The sequence below is a fragment of the Streptomyces sp. NBC_00193 genome (assembly GCF_026342735.1).
GTDB lineage: Bacteria > Actinomycetota > Actinomycetes > Streptomycetales > Streptomycetaceae > Streptomyces > Streptomyces stoeckheimensis.
Genome location: NZ_JAPEMM010000001.1, coordinates 438,877 through 455,377, shown reverse-complemented (window position 1 = coordinate 455,377; position 16,501 = coordinate 438,877). Strand labels below are relative to the sequence as shown.

Here is a 16,501-nt window from a genome sequence, read left to right as displayed (position 1 = left end):
GCCTACAGCTCGTGGCCCAGGTCCGCGGCGAGCCGCGTCACCAGGTCGTGCGCCGCGTCCGGAATGACCGTGCCGGGCGGGAACACCGCCGTCGCCCCCATCTCGAGGAGGGTCGGGACGTCCGCGGGAGGGATCACCCCGCCCACGACGATCATGATGTCCTCGCGCCCCTCCGCGGCGAGGGCCTCGCGCAGCGCCGGTACGAGGGTCAGGTGACCGGCGGCCAGCGAGGAGACGCCGACCACGTGCACATCGGCCTCCACGGCCTGGCGGGCCACTTCCTCCGGGGTCTGGAACAGCGGGCCGACGTCCACGTCGAAGCCCAGGTCGGCGAAGGCGGTCGCGATCACCTTCTGGCCGCGGTCGTGCCCGTCCTGGCCCATCTTGCAGACCAGGATGCGCGGCCGGCGGCCCTCCGCCTCCTCGAACCGGTCGACGAGCGTGCGGGTGCGCTCCAGGGACGGGGACTCGCCTGCTTCGGTTCGGTACACACCCGAGATCGTACGGATCTGGCTCGCGTGCCGCCCGTACACCTTCTCCAGGGCGTCCGAGATCTCGCCCACCGTGGCCTTCGCGCGCGCCGCGTCCACCGCCAGCGCGAGGAGGTTGCCGTCCCCGCGCTCGGCCGCGTTGGTCAGCGCCCGCAGGGTGTCCTGGGTGACCGCCTCGTCGCGCTCCGCCCTCAGTCGCCGCAGCTTCTCGATCTGCTGGGTGCGCACGGAGGAGTTGTCGACCTTGAGGACGTCGATCTGCTCGTCGGTCTCGACCCGGTACTTGTTGACGCCGATCACCGGCTGGCGGCCAGAGTCGATACGGGCCTGCGTGCGGGCCGCCGCCTCCTCCACGCGGAGCTTGGGGATGCCCGCGTCGATGGCCTGCGCCATGCCGCCGGCCGCCTCGACCTCCTGGATGTGCTGCCAGGCCCGGCGCGCCAGGTCGTACGTCAGCTTCTCGACGTACGCGCTGCCGCCCCACGGGTCGATGGAACGGCAGGTGCCCGACTCCTGCTGGAGGAGGAGCTGGGTGTTGCGGGCGATGCGCGCCGAGAAGTCGGTGGGGAGCGCGAGGGCCTCGTCCAGGGCGTTGGTGTGCAGCGACTGGGTGTGGCCCTGGGTCGCCGCCATCGCCTCGATGCAGGTGCGGGTGACGTTGTTGAAGACGTCCTGCGCCGTGAGGGACCAGCCCGAGGTCTGCGAATGGGTGCGCAGGGAAAGGGACTTGGCGTTCTTCGGGTCGAACTGCTTGACCAGGCGCGCCCACAGGAGGCGGGCCGCGCGGAGCTTGGCCACCTCCATGAAGAAGTTCATGCCGATCGCCCAGAAGAAGGACAGGCGCGGTGCGAAGGCGTCCACGTCCAGGCCGACGGCCTGGCCCGCCCGCAGGTACTCCACGCCGTCCGCGAGGGTGTACGCCAGCTCCAGGTCGGCCGTGGCTCCGGCTTCCTGGATGTGGTAGCCCGAGATCGAGATGGAGTTGTAGCGGGGCATCTTCTGCGAGGTGAAGGCGAAGATGTCGGAGATGATCCGCATCGAGGGCTTCGGCGGATAGATGTAGGTGTTGCGGACCATGAACTCTTTGAGGATGTCGTTCTGGATGGTCCCGGCGAGCTTGTCGGGCGAGACGCCCTGCTCCTCCGCCGCCACGATGTAGAGGGCGAGGACCGGCAGCACGGCGCCGTTCATCGTCATCGACACCGTCATCTTGTCCAGCGGGATGCCGTCGAAGAGCTGGCGCATGTCGTAGATCGAGTCGATCGCCACGCCCGCCATGCCGACGTCGCCCGTCACCCGCGGGTGGTCGCTGTCGTAGCCGCGGTGCGTGGGCAGGTCGAAGGCGATCGACAGCCCCTTCTGGCCGGACGCGAGGTTGCGCCGGTAGAAGGCGTTGGACTCCTCGGCCGTGGAGAAGCCCGCGTACTGCCGGATCGTCCAGGGCTGGTTGACGTACATCGTCGGGTACGGGCCGCGCAGGTACGGGGCCACACCCGGGTACGTCTGGAGGAAGTCCAGGCCCTCCAGGTCGCGGCCCGTGTACAGGGGCTGTACGCCGATCCCCTCGGGGGTCTCCCACAGCAGGTCGGCGGGGGTGGTCCCGGTGGACTCCTTGACCGCCGTGCGCCACTGGTCCTCGGAACCGGCCGCCGGGGCCGCACCGTCCAGCGGGAGTTCGGAGAAATCGGGGATGCGGGGGGTGCTCACTGCGCGACTCCCATCCGGTCGAGTACGGAGGACAGCACGGCGACCGCGTCGCAGCCGGCGAAGACGTACTCGTCCACGGCCGCCGCTGCGGTACCGGGCTTGCCCGCGAGGAACAGGGTCGTCGCGCCGGCCGAGCGCAGGGCCGCGGCCACCGCCTCGGCCTGCTCCTCGTACAGCGCGTCGCTGGAGCACAGCACGGCCATGCCGTCGGCGCCGCTCGCCGCGTAGGCGGCCGCCGCCGTCTCCGGGGTCACCGACACCGGGTCGTGGACCGGGGTGATGCCGCCCGCCTGGAACAGGTTCGAGGCGAAGGTGGCGCGGGCGGTGTGCGCGGCCGCCGGGCCCAGGGCCGCCAGGAAGACGGTGGGCCGGGCTCCCGTCGCCGCCAGGTGTACGTCGCTGCGGGCGCGCAGGGCCTCGTACGCCTCGTCGCGCCGCACGCGCGGCAGTCCGCCGGTGAGCGGGGCCGGTGCGGGTTCCCGTACGACCGGCTTCTCGGAGAGGTGCGGGAACTCGCTGACTCCGGTGACGGGTTCGCGCCGGGTGGCCAGCTTCTTCGAGCGGGCGGCCCAGGTGGCGGCGAGGCGGTCGGCGACCAGGCCGGAACGCAGGGCGGCGGCCTGGCCGCCCGCCTTCTCGACGCCCCGGAAGAACTCCCAGGCGGCGTGCGCGAGTTCGTCGGTGAGCTGCTCGACGTAGTACGAGCCGCCGGCCGGGTCGATCACGCGGGCCAGGTGGGACTCCTCCAGCAGGATGGTGGAGGTGTTGCGGGAGATGCGCCGGGCGAAGGCGTCGGGCAGACCGAGCTCCTGGTCGAACGGGAGCACGGTGACCGCGTCCGCGCCGCCCACGCCCGCCGCCATGCAGGCGACGGTGGTGCGCAGCATGTTCACCCACGGGTCGCGGCGGGTCATCATCACCGGCGAGGTCACGGCGTGCTGGCGCTGGGCGCCGGCCCCCGGAGCCCCGCAGGCCTCGGCGATCCGGGCCCACAGCCGGCGGGCGGCCCGCAGCTTGGCGATGGTGAGGAACTGGTCGGCGGTGGCGGCGTAGCGGAACTCCAGCTCGCCGAAGGCCGCTTCGGCCGTCAGGCCCGCCTCGGTGAGGGCGCGCAGGTAGGCGACCCCGGTGGCCAGGGAAAGCCCCAGCTCCTCGGCGGCGCTGCCGCCCGCCTCGTGGTAGGGCAGGGCGTCGACGGTCAGGGCGCGTACGTGGGGCCAGGCGGCGGTGTCCGCGGCGAGCGCGGCGGCCTCCGCCAGGTCCAGGGCCTCACCCGTCCGGGCCTCGTGGCCCAGCGGGTCGGCGCCCAGCGAGGCGTGGGCGGCCTCGGGGGCCACCGCGCGCTCGGCGTACAGCGCGAGCAAGGCCCGGGCGGCCTCGGTGAATTGGGCTCCGGGGTCCAGGGAGACGGGCGCCAGGTCGAGGTAGACCCCCTCCAGCGCACGGCCCAGGCCCTCCGCGGGGAGGCCGGCGTCGCCGACGGCCAGCCACAGCGAGGTGGTGCCGTTCTCCAGGTCGGCCAGGGCCGCGTCGTTCACCCGTACGGGGTCGGTGCCCGCGATCCGCTGGCGCACGTCCCAGCCCGAGGCGGCGCTGCCCTCGGGGCGGCCGCCCCGTACGAAGGGCGCGAATCCGGGGAAGCCGGTGTCGGGCGCGGTTTCGGGCGCGGTGTACAGCGGGCGGGTGGTGAGCCCGTCTTCAAGCTTCGTGGACAACGCGTCTTCCGCTGCCTCGCCGGAAACTTCCTTGCCCGACTTGCGCAGCACGCCCTCTACCAGGCGCTGCCACTGCTCATGCGTCGCGTCAGGGAATTCGGCGGCCAAGGAGAGCCCGTCATCAGGCAGGACCGTCATGGCTCGAATGTTAGGGGGGTCCTTGTGAACGACCTATAACCACCGGATGTGATCTCGCCCTCTCATGTGAGTCGGGAGGGGTCACGAAAGAGCGGGGCGAGGAGGACGGTCGCGGAGGCTACCGGGAGTACGGCGGGACCCGCCTGCGGGGCGACGATCCGCCGCCCGTAGCGGTCCCGGTCGCCGGCCGCGTCCCGGATCTCGTCGAGGTAGCCGTCGTGGAGGATGCTGGCCAGCTCGGCGACCACCATGACGGCCGGGTTGAACACGTCGAGGAGCAGTGCGGCGGCCCGGCCGACGGTACGGGCGCGTTCGCGCAGCAGCCGGTCGGCGCGGGGGTCGCCGGTGGCGGCGGCGTCGACCAGGAGGTTGACGGAAGGCTCCGGGACGATTCCGCGGCGCACGGCCTCGGCGCCGAGGACCCCGTCGGAGGCGGTCGCCTGGAGGCAGCCCGTACGGCCGCACGCGCAGGGGGTCTGTGACCCGGGCACCGGGAGGTGTGCGACGTCCCCGGCGGCGGCTTCCGGGCCCTGGTGCACGGTGCCCTCGATACCGAAGGCGGCGTCGACGACGTTGCCGATGAAGAGGTGGACGAGGCTGGAGCGGGCCTCCGGGCGGCCGAAGAGGATCTCGGCGTGGGCGACGGCGCGGGCGTGGTTGTCCACGGAGACGGGCAGGCCGAGGCGGTCGGAGAGCTCGGCGGCGAGGGGGAGGTCGCGCCAGCCGAGGGCGTCGTGGCGGACCACGGTGCCGTCGGCGGGGCGGACCCAGCCCCCGAGGGCCGCGCCGACGCCGAGCAGGGGGCGGCCGGCGGGGTTGGAGGCCTGGAGGAACCGGCCGAGTGCGGCGGCGATCTCGGCGGGGAGGCTGCCGGGGGAGCGGCCCGCGTGCGGGAAGGCGCGGCGGGCCAGGACGCGGCCGCGCAGGTCCACGAGGCTGAAGGTGGAGGCGGGCACGCCGATGTGCAGGCCGGCGGCGAGGGGGCCGCCGAGGGGGCCGGTGTGCAGGTCGAGGGGGATGCGGGGGCGGCCGGGGCCGGTCGCCGCGGCGTGCGGCTCCGTCTCGGGGTGCTCGTGCAGCAGGCCGGCGCGGAGCAGGGCCGTGGTCTGCCGGGACACGGCGGCCGGGCTGAGACCGCAGAGCTTCGGGATGTCGCTGCGCGCGAGGGGGCCGTGGGTCAGGACGGCGCGGAGCACGGAGGCGGCGTTGGCGGCGGCCCGGCTGTCACCGGGGGTGGGGGGCACGGGTGGGCTCCTCGGGGGGTGGGGTGTGGTCCCGATCATGCCGTGTCGCCGCGCTCGGCGGGGACGGGCCGGGGCCGCCGCCGTGCGGCTCCGCTCCCGGGGCGCCGCCCCGGGCCCCGCCCCGGGCCCCGCCCCGGGCCCCGCGCCTCAAACGCCGGCGGGGCTGAAGTGGGTGACCGGCGCCTCGAACCCCGGCGGGGCGTGGGGCGGGGTGGGCCGGGACGGGGTGGTGCGTGGCGGGTGCGTTGCGGGGACGTGAAATCAGGCCATGGGTTTCGGCCGTTCCGGGAGTGGCGGGAAACGGTCAAAGCGCAGGTCGCGGGGGGTGCGCATCGGGGTCCGGGGGTGAGGGTGGGGGGTGCTCGGTGGGGTTGACCGGGGGTGGGGGCGCTGGCAGTCTCCGGGACATGACCGCGACCGAGTTCCTCGCCCCGCGGCTCCACACCCCCGGCCTCTGTACCGCGCCGGGCGAGTGTCAGGGCCGTCGCTGTACGGCCCCGCGCTGTTCCTGAGCGCCGCCGGCCCTTAGCCCCGCTGCTCCCGGATGCGCCTGTCCCTGGGCGCCGCTGCTCCCGGGTGTGAGCGTCCGTGAGCGCCGCTGCTCCCGGGTGTGAGCGTCCCCGAGCATCGCTGCTCCCGGGTGTGAGCGTCCCTGAGCGTCAGGGCCCTGAATCCTTGCGTCGCCGCGTTCCGGGCGCTCGGGCGTTCGTGCCCCGTCGTCCGGGGGCGTGCACGGGGGCTCTGCGACTCGGACCGGTCTCACCCGGGAGCGGCCCGTCCGCTCGCCCGTTCCTCTCCGTCGCCGGCCGCCGGCCGCCGGCCGCCGGCCGCCCGCCGCATCCCGCCACCGGCCGCCCTCCGTCCGCCGAACGTCGCAGACCGCCCCGCCCGCAGCCGGTCCTCTTCCCCCGCCCTGACCCCTCCGTTCCCTCCGTCCTCGCTTCCCCTCATTTCTTCCTCTGCGGAAATAAATAAGGAGCCTCTCATGTCCACTGCCACCCGCACCGACCTCACCGTCACCAAGATCGGCGGCCGCATAGGCGCCGAGATCGGCGGCGTCCGCCTCGGCGGCGACCTCGACGCCGACGCCGTCGCCGGGATCCGGGCCGCGCTGCTCGCCCACAAGGTCGTCTTCTTCCGGGGCCAGGGCCACCTCGACGAAGACGGGCACGAGGCCTTCGCCCAGCTGCTCGGCGCGCCCGTCGCGCACCCCACCGTGCCCTCCGCCGACGGGCGTTACGCGCTCGGCATCGACTCCCACCACGGAGCCCGCGCCAACCAGTGGCACACGGACGTCACCTTCGTCCCCGCCTACCCCGCCTTCTCCATCCTGCGCGCCGTCACCATCCCGCCCTACGGCGGCAACACCCTGTGGGCCAACACCGCCACCGCCTACGCCGGCCTGCCCGAGCCGCTCCGCGTCCTCGCCGACAGCCTGCGGGCCGTGCACTCCAACGAGTACGACTACGCGGCCCTGAAGCCCGACGCCCTGCCCGAGGCGCTCGCCCAGTACCGCGAGGTGTTCACCTCGACCAAGTTCCTCACCGAGCACCCGGTGGTCCGGGTCCACCCCGAGACCGGCGAACGCACCCTGCTGCTCGGCAACTTCGTCCAGCGGATCAACGGGCTCACCGGCCGCGACTCGCGCCTCCTCCAGGACCTCTTCCAGGCCCACATCGAGCTCCCCGAGAACACCGTCCGCTGGCAGTGGCAGGCCGGTGAGGTCGCGATCTGGGACAACCGCGCCACCCAGCACTACGGCGTCGACGACTCCGACGACCACGAGCGCACCCTGCGCCGCGTGACCGTCGACGGCGACGTCCCGGTCGGGCCCGACGGGGTCCCGTCCCGTCTGATCAGCCCGGAGTCCGTGCCGGACCCGGCCTTCGGCATCGCCTCCGGAGCCTCCACCTCCGAAGCCTGAGCCGACGGGCACCGCCCCGCCCCGCACCGCCCCGCCTCGAACGACCCGTCCCACCCCACCCTCCCCGTCAGTCAAGGAGCGCTCCGTGCCCAAGCTGCTCGCCCTCACCGGCAGTCCGTCCGTCCACTCCCGTACCGACGTGGTCGCCGACCACGTGCTGCGCCGCCTGAACCACGCCGGGTACGAGACCGCGCAGCTCGCCGTCCGGGAGCTCCCCGCCGCCGACCTGCTCGCCGCCCGCCGCGGCGAGCCGGAGATCCGCCGGGCCCTGGAAGCCGTCGCCGAAGCCGACGGGATCGTCATCGCGACGCCCGTCTACAAGGCCTCGTACACCGGTCTTCTCAAGGCCTTCCTCGACCTGCTCCCGCAGGACGGGCTGGCCGGGAAGACGGTCTTCCCGCTGGCCACGGGCGGCAGCCTCGCCCACGTCCTGACCATCGACTACGCCCTGCGCCCGGTCCTCGCCGCGCTCGGCGCCCGGCACGTCACCGCCGGCCGCTTCGTCCTCGACTCCTCCGTCGAGCGCGGGGCCGGCCCGGACCGGCTGCGGCCGGAGGCGGAGCTGGACCTGTACCAGGCCGTCGACGAGTTCGCCGAGGCCCTGCGCGCCGCCCAGGCCGCCGCGCTCGCCACCGCGCGCTGATCTTCGTACGGACTCACCTGCCCGCCCCGCACGACCCGCCCGCCCCGCACGACCCGCCTGACTCGCCCGACCCGCCTGACTCGCCCGACCCGGATCGACAAGGAATCGCCATGTCCGCAGCCTTCACCACCACCCGTACCTCCCGACGCCAGTTCCTCACCCTGCTCGGCATCTCGGCGGCCGCGGTGAGCTGCGGGACGGCGACCGCCACCGGCGCACGCGGTGGCCAGATCACCTCCCTGAAGTACCAGGGCAACGTCGGCGCGGTGAGCCTGCCCGAACTCGCCGCCGACCTCGGCTTCCTCGGCGACGTGACCCTGGACTGGGTCGGCAACACCATCAGCGGCCCCCAGGACATCCAGTCCGCGGCCACGGGCCAGACCCACTTCGGCGGCGCCTTCAACGGCGCGATCGTCAAACTCGCGGCGAGCAAGGCCCAGATCAAGGCCGTCACCTCCTACTACGGCTCCGACAAGGACACCTACCTCGGCTACTACGTCCTGGAGGACAGCCCGATCCGGTCCCCCCGCGACCTGATCGGCAAGAAGGTCGGCATGAACACCCTGGGCGCCCACGCCCAGGCCCTGCTCGACATCTACCTGGAGCGCAACGGCGTCTCCAAGGCCGACGCGGCCAAGGTCGAATCGCTCGTCGTGCCCCCCGTCAACACCGAACAGGCTCTGAGACAGAAGCAGATCGAGGTCGGCGTCCTCAGCGGCGTGCTGCGCGACAAGGCCCTGGCCACGGGCGGCATCCGGCCGCTGTTCAAGGACTTCGAACTGCTCGGCGCGTTCAGCGCGGGCTCGTACGTGATGACGCAGAAGTTCATCAAGGAGAACCCGGACACCGTCCGGGCCTTCACCACGGGCGTGGCCAAGGCCATCGACTGGTCCCGCGCCACCCCGCGCGAGGAGGTCATTGCGCGGATGACGGAGATCGTCAAGAAGCGCGGCCGCAACGAGGACACCTCGACCCTGCAGTACTGGCGCTCCTACGGGGTCGCCGAGCCCGGCGGCCGGATCGCCGACAAGGAGTTCCAGCTGTGGATCGACTGGCTGGGCGAGCGCGGGGAGATCAAGAAGGGCCAGCTCAAGGCGGCCGACCTCTACACCAACGAGTTCAACGCGTCCGGGAAGGGCTGACGGCACCATGGCGAAGATCGTGTTCGACTCCGTGACGAAGACCTTCCCGACGAAGGACAAGAAGCAGGAGTTCACCGCACTCGACGGCATCGACCTGGAGATCGGGTCGGGGGAGTTCGTGGTCGTCGTGGGCCCCAGCGGCTGCGGCAAGTCCACCCTCCTGGACCTGCTCGGCGGCCTGACCCCGCCCACCTCCGGCCGGATCCTGCTCGACGGCAAGCCGGTCACCGGGCCCGGGCTCGACCGGGGCATCGTCTTCCAGCAGTACGCGCTGCTGCCGTGGCGCACCGCGCTGGGCAACATCGAGTTCGGCCTGGAGGCCACCGGCGTCCCGCGCCGCCAACGGGCGGCGAAGGCGCGGGAGTTCCTGGACCTCGTCGGCCTCACCGGGTTCGAGGACCGGCACCCGCACGAACTGTCCGGCGGCATGCGCCAGCGGGTCGCCATCGCGCGCTCGCTCGCGTACGACCCGGACGTGCTGCTGATGGACGAGCCGTTCGCGGCGCTCGACGCGCAGACCCGCGAGTCCCTCCAGGGCGAACTGCGGCGGATCTGGCAGAGCACCGGCAAGACGATCGTGTTCATCACGCACGGCATCGAAGAGGCCGTCTACCTCGGGCAGCGGGTGGCCGTCATCACCTCCCGCCCCGGGCGGGTCAAGCAGGTCGTCCCGGTGTCCTTCGGCGACCGGGCCACCGGCGCCACCGGTGAAGACCTGCGCTCCAGCCCGGAGTTCGCCCGCCACCGCCACGAGATCTGGACCCTGCTCCACGACGAGGTGGCCCGAGCCCAGCAACTGGAGAAGGAGGAGGTCGCCGTATGAGCACCACGGTGGAAGCGGCGGTGCAGGAGGCGGTGGAGGCGACGGCGGTACGGACCCTCGCGCCCGCGGCGGTACGGACCCCCGCGCCGGCCCCCGTACGGGCACCGGCCACGGCGCTGGCGCTGCGCGTCCTGCGCGGGCTGCGGGCGGTGGCGCTGCGCTCGGCGGCGATCCTCGCGCTGCTCGCCCTGTGGGAGGCGGCGCCGCGGCTGGGGCTGGTCGACGCGACGTTCCTGCCGCCGGTGAGCGAGGTCGCCAAGGCCTGGTGGGAGCTGCTGGGCAACGGGCAGCTCGCCGAGCACAGCAAGGCGAGCCTGGCCCGCTCCTTCGGCGGATTCGGCATCGCGGTGGCCGTCGCGGTCCCGCTCGGGCTGCTGATCGGCTGGTACCGGCCGGTGGCGGCGCTGCTCGGGCCGCTGCTGGAGGTGTTCCGCAACACGGCGGCGCTCGCGCTGCTGCCGGTGTTCGTCCTGCTGCTGGGCATCGGCGAGACCTCGAAGGTCTCGATCGTCGTCTACGCCTGCGTCTGGCCGATCCTCCTCAACACCATCAGCGCCGTGGGCAACGCCGACCCGACCCTGGTGAAGCTGGCGCGCTCGATGGACCTGTCCACGCCCAAGCTGTTCCAGAAGGTGATCCTGCCGGCGTCGGTGCCGGTCATCTTCACCGGCATCCGGCTCGCGGGGGCCGTCTCCATCCTGGTCCTGGTCGCGGCCGAGATGATCGGCGCGAAGGCGGGCCTCGGCTACCTGATCAACGCCTCGCAGTTCAACTTCGCGATCCCGCAGATGTACGCGGGCATCGTCACGATCTCCGCGATCGGCCTCGCCTTCAACCAGATCCTCGTCACGATCGAACGCCGCCTGAGCACCTGGCGCGTCCCGTCCTGACCCCCGGCCACCCCTGACCACCCGGGGCCCGGTCCCCGGCCCGGATCAGGACCCGGGCCCCGGCCTCGGGCCTTGGACCCGGCCCGGTACCCCGTTCCGCCCCCGGCCCCGGCCGTTCCGGCCCGTCGGGCCACCACGACCATCCCCGCGGGCGCCGCGCGCCCGGCTCTTATCCGAGGACAAGAAATGACCGCACCCCGGACCCTCCACCTCAACGCCTTCCTCATGAACGCCGGGCATCACGACGCCGCCTGGCGCCACCCCTCCAGCAGCCCCGAGCGGATCACCGATCTGCGCTACTTCCAGGAACTGGCCCGCACCGCCGAACGCGGCCTGCTCGACTCGATCTTCTTCGCCGACGGGGTCGCCCTCTGGGGCAAGGCCCGCTACAACGCCGTCGGCGGCTTCGAGCCGCTCACCCTGCTCTCCGCGATCGCCGCCGTCACCGAGCACATCGGGCTCATCGCCACCGTCTCCACCACCTTCAACGAGCCCTACAACCTGGCCCGGAAGTTCGCCTCCCTCGACCACATCAGCGGCGGCCGCGCCGGCTGGAACATCGTCACCTCCGGCAGCGTCGACGAGGCCCGCAACTTCAACCGCGACGAGCACCTGGAGCACAACCTCCGCTACGAGCGGGCCCGGGAATTCCTCGACGTGGCCACCAAGCTCTGGGACAGCTGGGAGGACGACGCGATCGTCCTCGACAAGGAGCGCGGCATCTACGCCGACACCGACAAGCTCCACCCCGCCGCGCACCGCGGCGAGTACTTCGGCGTCGCCGGACCGCTCAACGTGCCCCGTACCCCGCAGGGCCACCCGCTGCTCGTGCAGGCCGGGTCCTCCGAGGACGGCAAGGAGTTCGCCGCCCAGTACGCCGAGGCGGTCTTCACCGCCCAGCAGACCCTGGCCGACGGGCAGACCTTCTACAAGGACCTCAAGTCCCGCCTCGCCAAGTACGGCCGCTCCGAGGACGAGCTGCTCGTCCTGCCCGGCATCGCCCCCGTCATCGGTTCCACCGAGGCCGAGGCCAGGGCCCTGGAGCAGGAGCTCACCGAGCTGCAGATCCCGGAGTACGGCCTCGCGCAGCTCTCCAACATGCTGGGCGTGGACCTGAGCGGGCTGCCGCTCGACGGCGGGCTGCCCGAGCTGCCCGAGGAGCGGGACATCAACGGCAACAAGAGCCGCTTCACGCTCGTCGCGGAGCTGGCCCGCCGCGAGGGCGGCCTGACCCTGCGCGAGCTGATCGCCCGCCTGGGCGCGGGCCGCGGCCACCGCGTCTTCGCGGGGACGCCCGAGCAGATCGCCGACCAGCTGGAGGAGTGGTTCACCCAGGGGGCCGCCGACGGCTTCAACATCATGGCTCCGGTGCTCCCCACCGGGCTGACCGACTTCGTCGACCAGGTCGTGCCGATCCTGCAGCGCCGCGGCCTCTTCCGCACCGAGTACACCGGCCGGACCCTGCGCGAGAACTACGGCCTGGCGCGCCCCGCCAACCGCTACACCGCGGTCTGATCGATTGCCGCGGTGGGGAGTCCGGGCGCGCCCGCGGCTCTACTGGAGTTCGCGGTACATTCCCCAGCCGTTGCCGATGAGGGCTCGGGGGCGGAAGGCTCCTGCCCCCGAGCCGGTTCCCGTAGAGGAATAGCGGTAGAGGTTTCCGCTGCGGTCGGCCGCGAGGACGTCCCCCTTGCCGTCGCCGTCCATGTCCGCGACCGCTGCGAGCGTGGCGTAGATCTGCCAGCCGGTTCCCACCTTGGCCGGGGGCCCGAACGGGGCGGAGGCCTTGCCCGTCCCGGGGTACAGGTACACGTCCCCGGAGGGCGTGCGGGCGATGATGTCGGCCCGCCCGTCGTTGTTGTGGTCCCCCGCGCCGAGGATCCGGTCGTACATGTTCCATCCCCAGCCGACCTTGACCGAGGTGGAGTAGTGCGGGCCGGTCGAGATCTGACCTGTGGAGTTCCGGTACAGGTGGAGGACGCCCGACGGGTCGCGCGCGAGCAGGTCGGCCTTACCGTCACCGGTGAGGTCTCCGGGGGCCGCCACGGTGTCGTAGGCGGTCCACACCAGTTGACCGCCGATCTGGTACTGGGCTTTGGAACCGCCCGTCAGTCTGCCGTCGTTGCAGACCGCGAGCAGGTCGGGCTTGGTGTCGAGGGCGAGGTCGGAGGCGAAGGCGGTCATCTTGGTGCCGGAGCGCGAGCCCGTGGTGCAGAGGTAGGGCGCGGGCGTCGCCCGCCGTGGACCCAGCAGGCCGTTGCCGAGCGTCGGGTAGATGAAGAGCTTGCCGTCGGGGGCAACGGCCTGGACGGCGGACTTGCCGTAGGCAGGGTTTCCGCCCGCACCGAAGATCACGTCGGCCCGCTGCCAGTCCCTTCGCCACGTGGCTTCGGTCCGCGGAGCGAAACGGCCGCGGCCCAGGCCCTTGTAGATGTACATCGAACCGTCGGCCGTCCGGGCCGCGAGGTCACCGTGGCCGTCACCGTCCATGTCGTCGCCGCCGGCGAGCTGGTTGTACGCGCCCCAGCCGCGGCCGAGGTCCACGGGCGGTTTGAACGAGGGGGTGGCGCCCTTGATCCCGGAACGGAAGGACAGCTGTCCGGCGGGCGTACGGGTGACGACGTCACCGACCCCGTCGCCGTCGTCGTCGGTGACACCGACCACCTGGTCGTACACCTGCCACCCGTCGGCGATCTTGACGCGCGGCTTGAACGGCGCGGCCTTCTTTCCGGTGGAGCCGTAGAAGTACACGTCGCCGCTCGGAGTCCGGGCCAGGACGTCCGGCCTGGCGTCACCGTTGAGGTCGCCGGGCGACAGCACCTTGTTGTAGATCTGCCAGCCGGCCCCCACGAGGGAGTTCTCCGTCAGCCAATCCATGGTGGAGGTGTCCGAGTAGGTGTTCACCATGTAGAGCATTCCGTCGGCTGTGAGCGCGAGGATCTCCGGAGAGCCGTCCCCGTCCTGGTCTCCGACGGGGATGTAGTCCTTGAAGGAAACCGTACCCAGAAGGTCCTCTTCGAGGTCCATCTCGAATGCCATGTAACCCTTTGCCGGGTTTGCTACCCAGAGCCTGCCGGTGAACGGCCGGTACATGATCTCGCCCAGTCCGTCCCCCGTGAAATCCGCGCGGGGCAGGGCGGTGTGCGGCTTCGGCGGAACCGTTTCGGCGAGTGCGGGGGACGACAGCAGCATGCCGGCCATGGCGGCCAGGCCCGTGCAGGCCGCGACGAGACGGCCCCGCTCGGCAGACGGACGCCTGCGTGAAGACATGGACATGATCCCCCCAAGGAACGTGAGGAGCACATGCTAGAGGTGTGTGCGTCCGCGAACGCAGCCACCCCCCACGGTCCCACGCCCCTCACGCCGCCTTGGGGCACGCCGCCTTGCGCCCGGCACGTCGGACGTTCTGACGGTCAGGACGTTCAGACGGTCAGGACGATCTTGCCGCGGGTGCGGCCCGTGGCGCTCAGCTCCCAGGCCTTCGCCGCCTCGGCGAGCGGCAGGGCGTGCTCCACGTTGACCGTCAGCTTGCCCTCGTCCGCGAGCCGGCCCAGGAAGGTCAGGTCGGCGGTGTCCGGGCGGACCCACAGCTGGTGCGCGCCCTGGGCGGCCGCGGTGTGGTCGACGATGGAAACCACCCGGCGCTCCTCCCTGACCAGGGACCGGAGCGCCGGGATGACGTCGTCGCCGAAGAAGTCCAGGGCGGCGTCCACCCCTTCGGGCGCCAGCTCGCGGACCCGGTCGGCAAAGCCCTCGCCGTACAGGACCGGCTCGGCGCCCAGCGAGCGCAGGTAGTCGTGGTTGTGCGCGCCGGCCGTGCCGATGACGCGCAGGCCGAGCGCGACGGCGATCTGCACGCCGAAGGAGCCGGTGCCGCCGGCGGCGGAGTGGATGAGCACGGTCTCGCCGGCCTTGAGCCCCACGCGGGTGAGCGACTGGTAGGCGGTGAGCCCGGCCAGCGGGATGCCGGCGGCCTGCTCGAAGGTCAGCTCGCGCGGCTTGCGGGCGAGGGTGCGGACGGGGGCGGAGACCAGCTCGGCGTAAGTGCCCAGCTCCACCCACTCCTTGCGGACGTAGCCGTACACCTCGTCGCCGACGGCGTAGTCGAAGGTGTCCTCGCCGACCGCTTCGACGACTCCCGCGACGTCCCAGCCGGGTATGACCGGGTAGCGGACTTCGAGGATCGAGTCGAGGTACCCGGAGGCGAGCTTCCAGTCCACCGGGTTCACGCCGGCGGCCTTGACCCGGACGAGCACCTCGCCCGGAGCGACCTTGGGCTCCGGAACCTCGGTGAGGGTGAGGATGTCAGGTGTTCCGTATGCGGTGTATGTGATTGCCTTCATGATCATCCCCAACGGGGGGCCCGACGCCCGTATTCCGAGCCCTCGGGGCCTTTTTCCGGAATGACCGGCTCCGTGGAGGGCCGCTCAGGCGGGGAGCGTGTTGCGGTGCGAGCTGCGCCGGGCCGCGCTGAACAGGGCCTGGATCTGCGCCCCGGACTGCTCCACGTCGTCGAGCGGGGAGGGGAAGGGGATCCGTACGTCCTGGTGGCCGCGGCGTTCCTCCAGGCGCAGGGTGATCCCGTACCGGTCCATGGCGAGCGGCAGCGCGCGCAGGACGGCGGACCCGGCGCCCGCCTTCGACTGCGCCTCCGTCGCGGGCTGCGGCCGGACCAGGCGGAGCAGGAGGGTGACGAGTTCGGCGTGGTCGTCGAGGAGATGGGTCAGCATCCCGGCCTCGTAGGGGGCGAGCGGGTCGACGCGGGCCGCGTCCAGCTCGTCGAGACCGACGTACGAGCGGGCGCCGTCGGCGGTTTCGAGGACGGCCCGGCCGAACTCCATGCAGGTGGATCCGGAGCCCTCGTCCGCGGATGCGGCGAAGGGGGTGAGCAGGCGGCCGACGAGGGTGACCCGGGCGCGCACGCGGTCCCGTACGGGAGTCGGCGCGATGTCCGTGAACTCCAGCCGGATCGCGGGGCGGTGCTCGGCGCCGCCGCCCGGTTCGGCGGGGTGCAGGTGCAGCCGGCCGAGGGGGTCGGTGCCGTCGAGGTGGCGGATCTCCGTGCGCTGCCCGTCGGTGACGACGGTCATGGAGTGGGCGGCGGCCAGGACGGACCGGACCCGCTCGGCGTCGGTGGGGAGCAGCAGGGGCAGGTGCATGTGGATCTCCGTCGTCCCGAGTGGCGAGATGGCACGTACTTAGGTATGCCTAACCTAACCTACGGGGCGGGTGGGGGGTAGTCGGAGGTGCTCCCCGGCTGCCTCGTGTCGGTGTTGGGCTGAACGGGTGAAACGCGAGAGGATGGGGGGATGCACATGAAGCGCAAGGCCGAGGCGGCCTGGTGAGCAGGTACGACGTCACCGACGAACAGTGGGAGGGGCTCGCGCAGGTGGTCCCCCTGCGGAGTCGCAACGAGTGGCCCTCCCGGGTGGATCACCGCACGATCCCCACGGTTCCCGGGGCGTCCGCGGCGGAGCAGCGGCGCTTCGTGGTGATCCGGGTCCAGGTCTTCGCGGACGCGCGGGAGGTGGCGGAGTACCTGATCGCGCAGATCCCGGTGCTGCTGGACCTCACGGGCGCGGACGGCGAAGTCGCCAAGCGGATCCTGGACTTCAGCAGTGGCGTGGTCTTCGGCCTGGGCAGCGGGATGCACCGGGTCGACCGCAACGTCTTCCTGCTGGCGCCCGTCGGGACCGAGGTGGAGGGGATCGCAGCCGCTGCCGTCCCCCGATCGTAGGAAGGTCCCGCGGGCGGAACGGTTCGCCGGACCCACGGGGGGTCCGG

13 protein-coding genes are annotated in these 16,501 nt (G+C 72.3%); 7 read left to right on the top strand and 6 right to left on the bottom strand.

Going from position 1 to position 16,501, the window contains the following annotated elements; translation table 11 throughout:
• Positions 1–2: 2 nt before the first annotated feature.
• The 3 genes from scpA to OG898_RS01910 form a co-directional block, all read right to left on the bottom strand.
• On the bottom strand, positions 3–2,198 hold the full coding sequence (gene scpA, locus OG898_RS01920; RefSeq protein WP_250742899.1) for a methylmalonyl-CoA mutase: 2,196 nt from the start codon (positions 2,196–2,198) through the stop codon (positions 3–5).
• Positions 2,195–4,051, bottom strand: coding sequence for a methylmalonyl-CoA mutase family protein (locus OG898_RS01915; protein WP_266954577.1), 1,857 nt, complete (start codon positions 4,049–4,051; stop codon positions 2,195–2,197). Before OG898_RS01915 ends, scpA begins: the two co-directional genes overlap by 4 nt.
• A gap of 62 nt (positions 4,052–4,113) precedes the next feature.
• A complete protein-coding gene (locus OG898_RS01910; RefSeq protein ID WP_266954575.1) occupies positions 4,114–5,295 on the bottom strand; it encodes an ROK family transcriptional regulator in 1,182 nt (393 codons plus the stop codon).
• Between the two features lie 985 nt (positions 5,296–6,280).
• Between OG898_RS01910 and OG898_RS01905 the strand changes: the two genes are divergently transcribed.
• From OG898_RS01905 to OG898_RS01880, 6 genes are all read left to right on the top strand, one after another.
• Positions 6,281–7,219, top strand: a complete 939-nt coding sequence (locus OG898_RS01905) for a TauD/TfdA family dioxygenase (RefSeq protein WP_266954574.1) — start codon at positions 6,281–6,283, stop codon at positions 7,217–7,219.
• A gap of 85 nt (positions 7,220–7,304) precedes the next feature.
• Positions 7,305–7,862: an NADPH-dependent FMN reductase gene (ssuE, locus tag OG898_RS01900; RefSeq protein ID WP_266954572.1), complete on the top strand. Its 558-nt coding sequence runs from the start codon at positions 7,305–7,307 to the stop codon at positions 7,860–7,862.
• A 110-nt stretch (positions 7,863–7,972) separates the two neighbouring features.
• Positions 7,973–9,004, top strand: coding sequence for an ABC transporter substrate-binding protein (locus tag OG898_RS01895; RefSeq protein WP_266954570.1), 1,032 nt, complete (start codon positions 7,973–7,975; stop codon positions 9,002–9,004).
• Between the two features lie 7 nt (positions 9,005–9,011).
• Positions 9,012–9,827, top strand: a complete 816-nt coding sequence (locus OG898_RS01890) for an ABC transporter ATP-binding protein (RefSeq protein ID WP_266954568.1) — start codon at positions 9,012–9,014, stop codon at positions 9,825–9,827.
• Positions 9,824–10,717: an ABC transporter permease gene (locus OG898_RS01885; RefSeq protein ID WP_250742116.1), complete on the top strand. Its 894-nt coding sequence runs from the start codon at positions 9,824–9,826 to the stop codon at positions 10,715–10,717. The genes OG898_RS01890 and OG898_RS01885 overlap by 4 nt, the downstream gene beginning before the upstream one ends.
• A gap of 186 nt (positions 10,718–10,903) precedes the next feature.
• A complete protein-coding gene (locus OG898_RS01880; RefSeq protein ID WP_266954566.1) occupies positions 10,904–12,232 on the top strand; it encodes an LLM class flavin-dependent oxidoreductase in 1,329 nt (442 codons plus the stop codon).
• Between the two features lie 39 nt (positions 12,233–12,271).
• Here the strand turns inward: OG898_RS01880 and OG898_RS01875 are convergent, their stop codons facing one another.
• The 3 genes from OG898_RS01875 to OG898_RS01865 all read right to left on the bottom strand — a co-directional run bounded on the left by OG898_RS01875 (position 12,272) and on the right by OG898_RS01865 (position 15,876).
• Positions 12,272–13,987, bottom strand: coding sequence for a VCBS repeat-containing protein (locus OG898_RS01875; RefSeq protein WP_266954564.1), 1,716 nt, complete (start codon positions 13,985–13,987; stop codon positions 12,272–12,274).
• Positions 13,988–14,139: 152 nt separating this feature from the next.
• Positions 14,140–15,060 (bottom strand): NADP-dependent oxidoreductase, encoded by a 921-nt coding sequence (locus tag OG898_RS01870; protein WP_250742112.1) that lies wholly within the window; start codon positions 15,058–15,060, stop codon positions 14,140–14,142.
• Between the two features lie 84 nt (positions 15,061–15,144).
• Complete coding sequence (locus OG898_RS01865) at positions 15,145–15,876, bottom strand: DUF2470 domain-containing protein (RefSeq protein WP_250742111.1); 732 nt, start codon at positions 15,874–15,876, stop codon at positions 15,145–15,147.
• Positions 15,877–16,058: 182 nt separating this feature from the next.
• Here OG898_RS01865 and OG898_RS01860 point away from each other — a divergent pair, with 182 nt between their 5' ends.
• On the top strand, positions 16,059–16,454 hold the full coding sequence (locus OG898_RS01860; protein WP_250742110.1) for a cell division protein SepF: 396 nt from the start codon (positions 16,059–16,061) through the stop codon (positions 16,452–16,454).
• Positions 16,455–16,501: the final 47 nt, after the last annotated feature.

What these genes read in the sequence shown, in the direction of transcription:
- OG898_RS01915 (WP_266954577.1), bottom strand. Translation starts at nt 4,051, where the DNA reads ATGACGGTCCTGCCTGATGACGGGCTCTCCTTGGCCGCCGAATTCCCT.
- OG898_RS01905 (WP_266954574.1), top strand. Translation starts at nt 6,281, where the DNA reads ATGTCCACTGCCACCCGCACCGACCTCACCGTCACCAAGATCGGCGGC.
- OG898_RS01895 (WP_266954570.1), top strand. Translation starts at nt 7,973, where the DNA reads ATGTCCGCAGCCTTCACCACCACCCGTACCTCCCGACGCCAGTTCCTC.
- OG898_RS01890 (WP_266954568.1), top strand. Translation starts at nt 9,012, where the DNA reads ATGGCGAAGATCGTGTTCGACTCCGTGACGAAGACCTTCCCGACGAAG.
- OG898_RS01885 (WP_250742116.1), top strand. Translation starts at nt 9,824, where the DNA reads ATGAGCACCACGGTGGAAGCGGCGGTGCAGGAGGCGGTGGAGGCGACG.
- OG898_RS01880 (WP_266954566.1), top strand. Translation starts at nt 10,904, where the DNA reads ATGACCGCACCCCGGACCCTCCACCTCAACGCCTTCCTCATGAACGCC.
- OG898_RS01875 (WP_266954564.1), bottom strand. Translation starts at nt 13,987, where the DNA reads ATGTCTTCACGCAGGCGTCCGTCTGCCGAGCGGGGCCGTCTCGTCGCG.
- OG898_RS01870 (WP_250742112.1), bottom strand. Translation starts at nt 15,060, where the DNA reads ATGAAGGCAATCACATACACCGCATACGGAACACCTGACATCCTCACC.
- OG898_RS01865 (WP_250742111.1), bottom strand. Translation starts at nt 15,876, where the DNA reads ATGCACCTGCCCCTGCTGCTCCCCACCGACGCCGAGCGGGTCCGGTCC.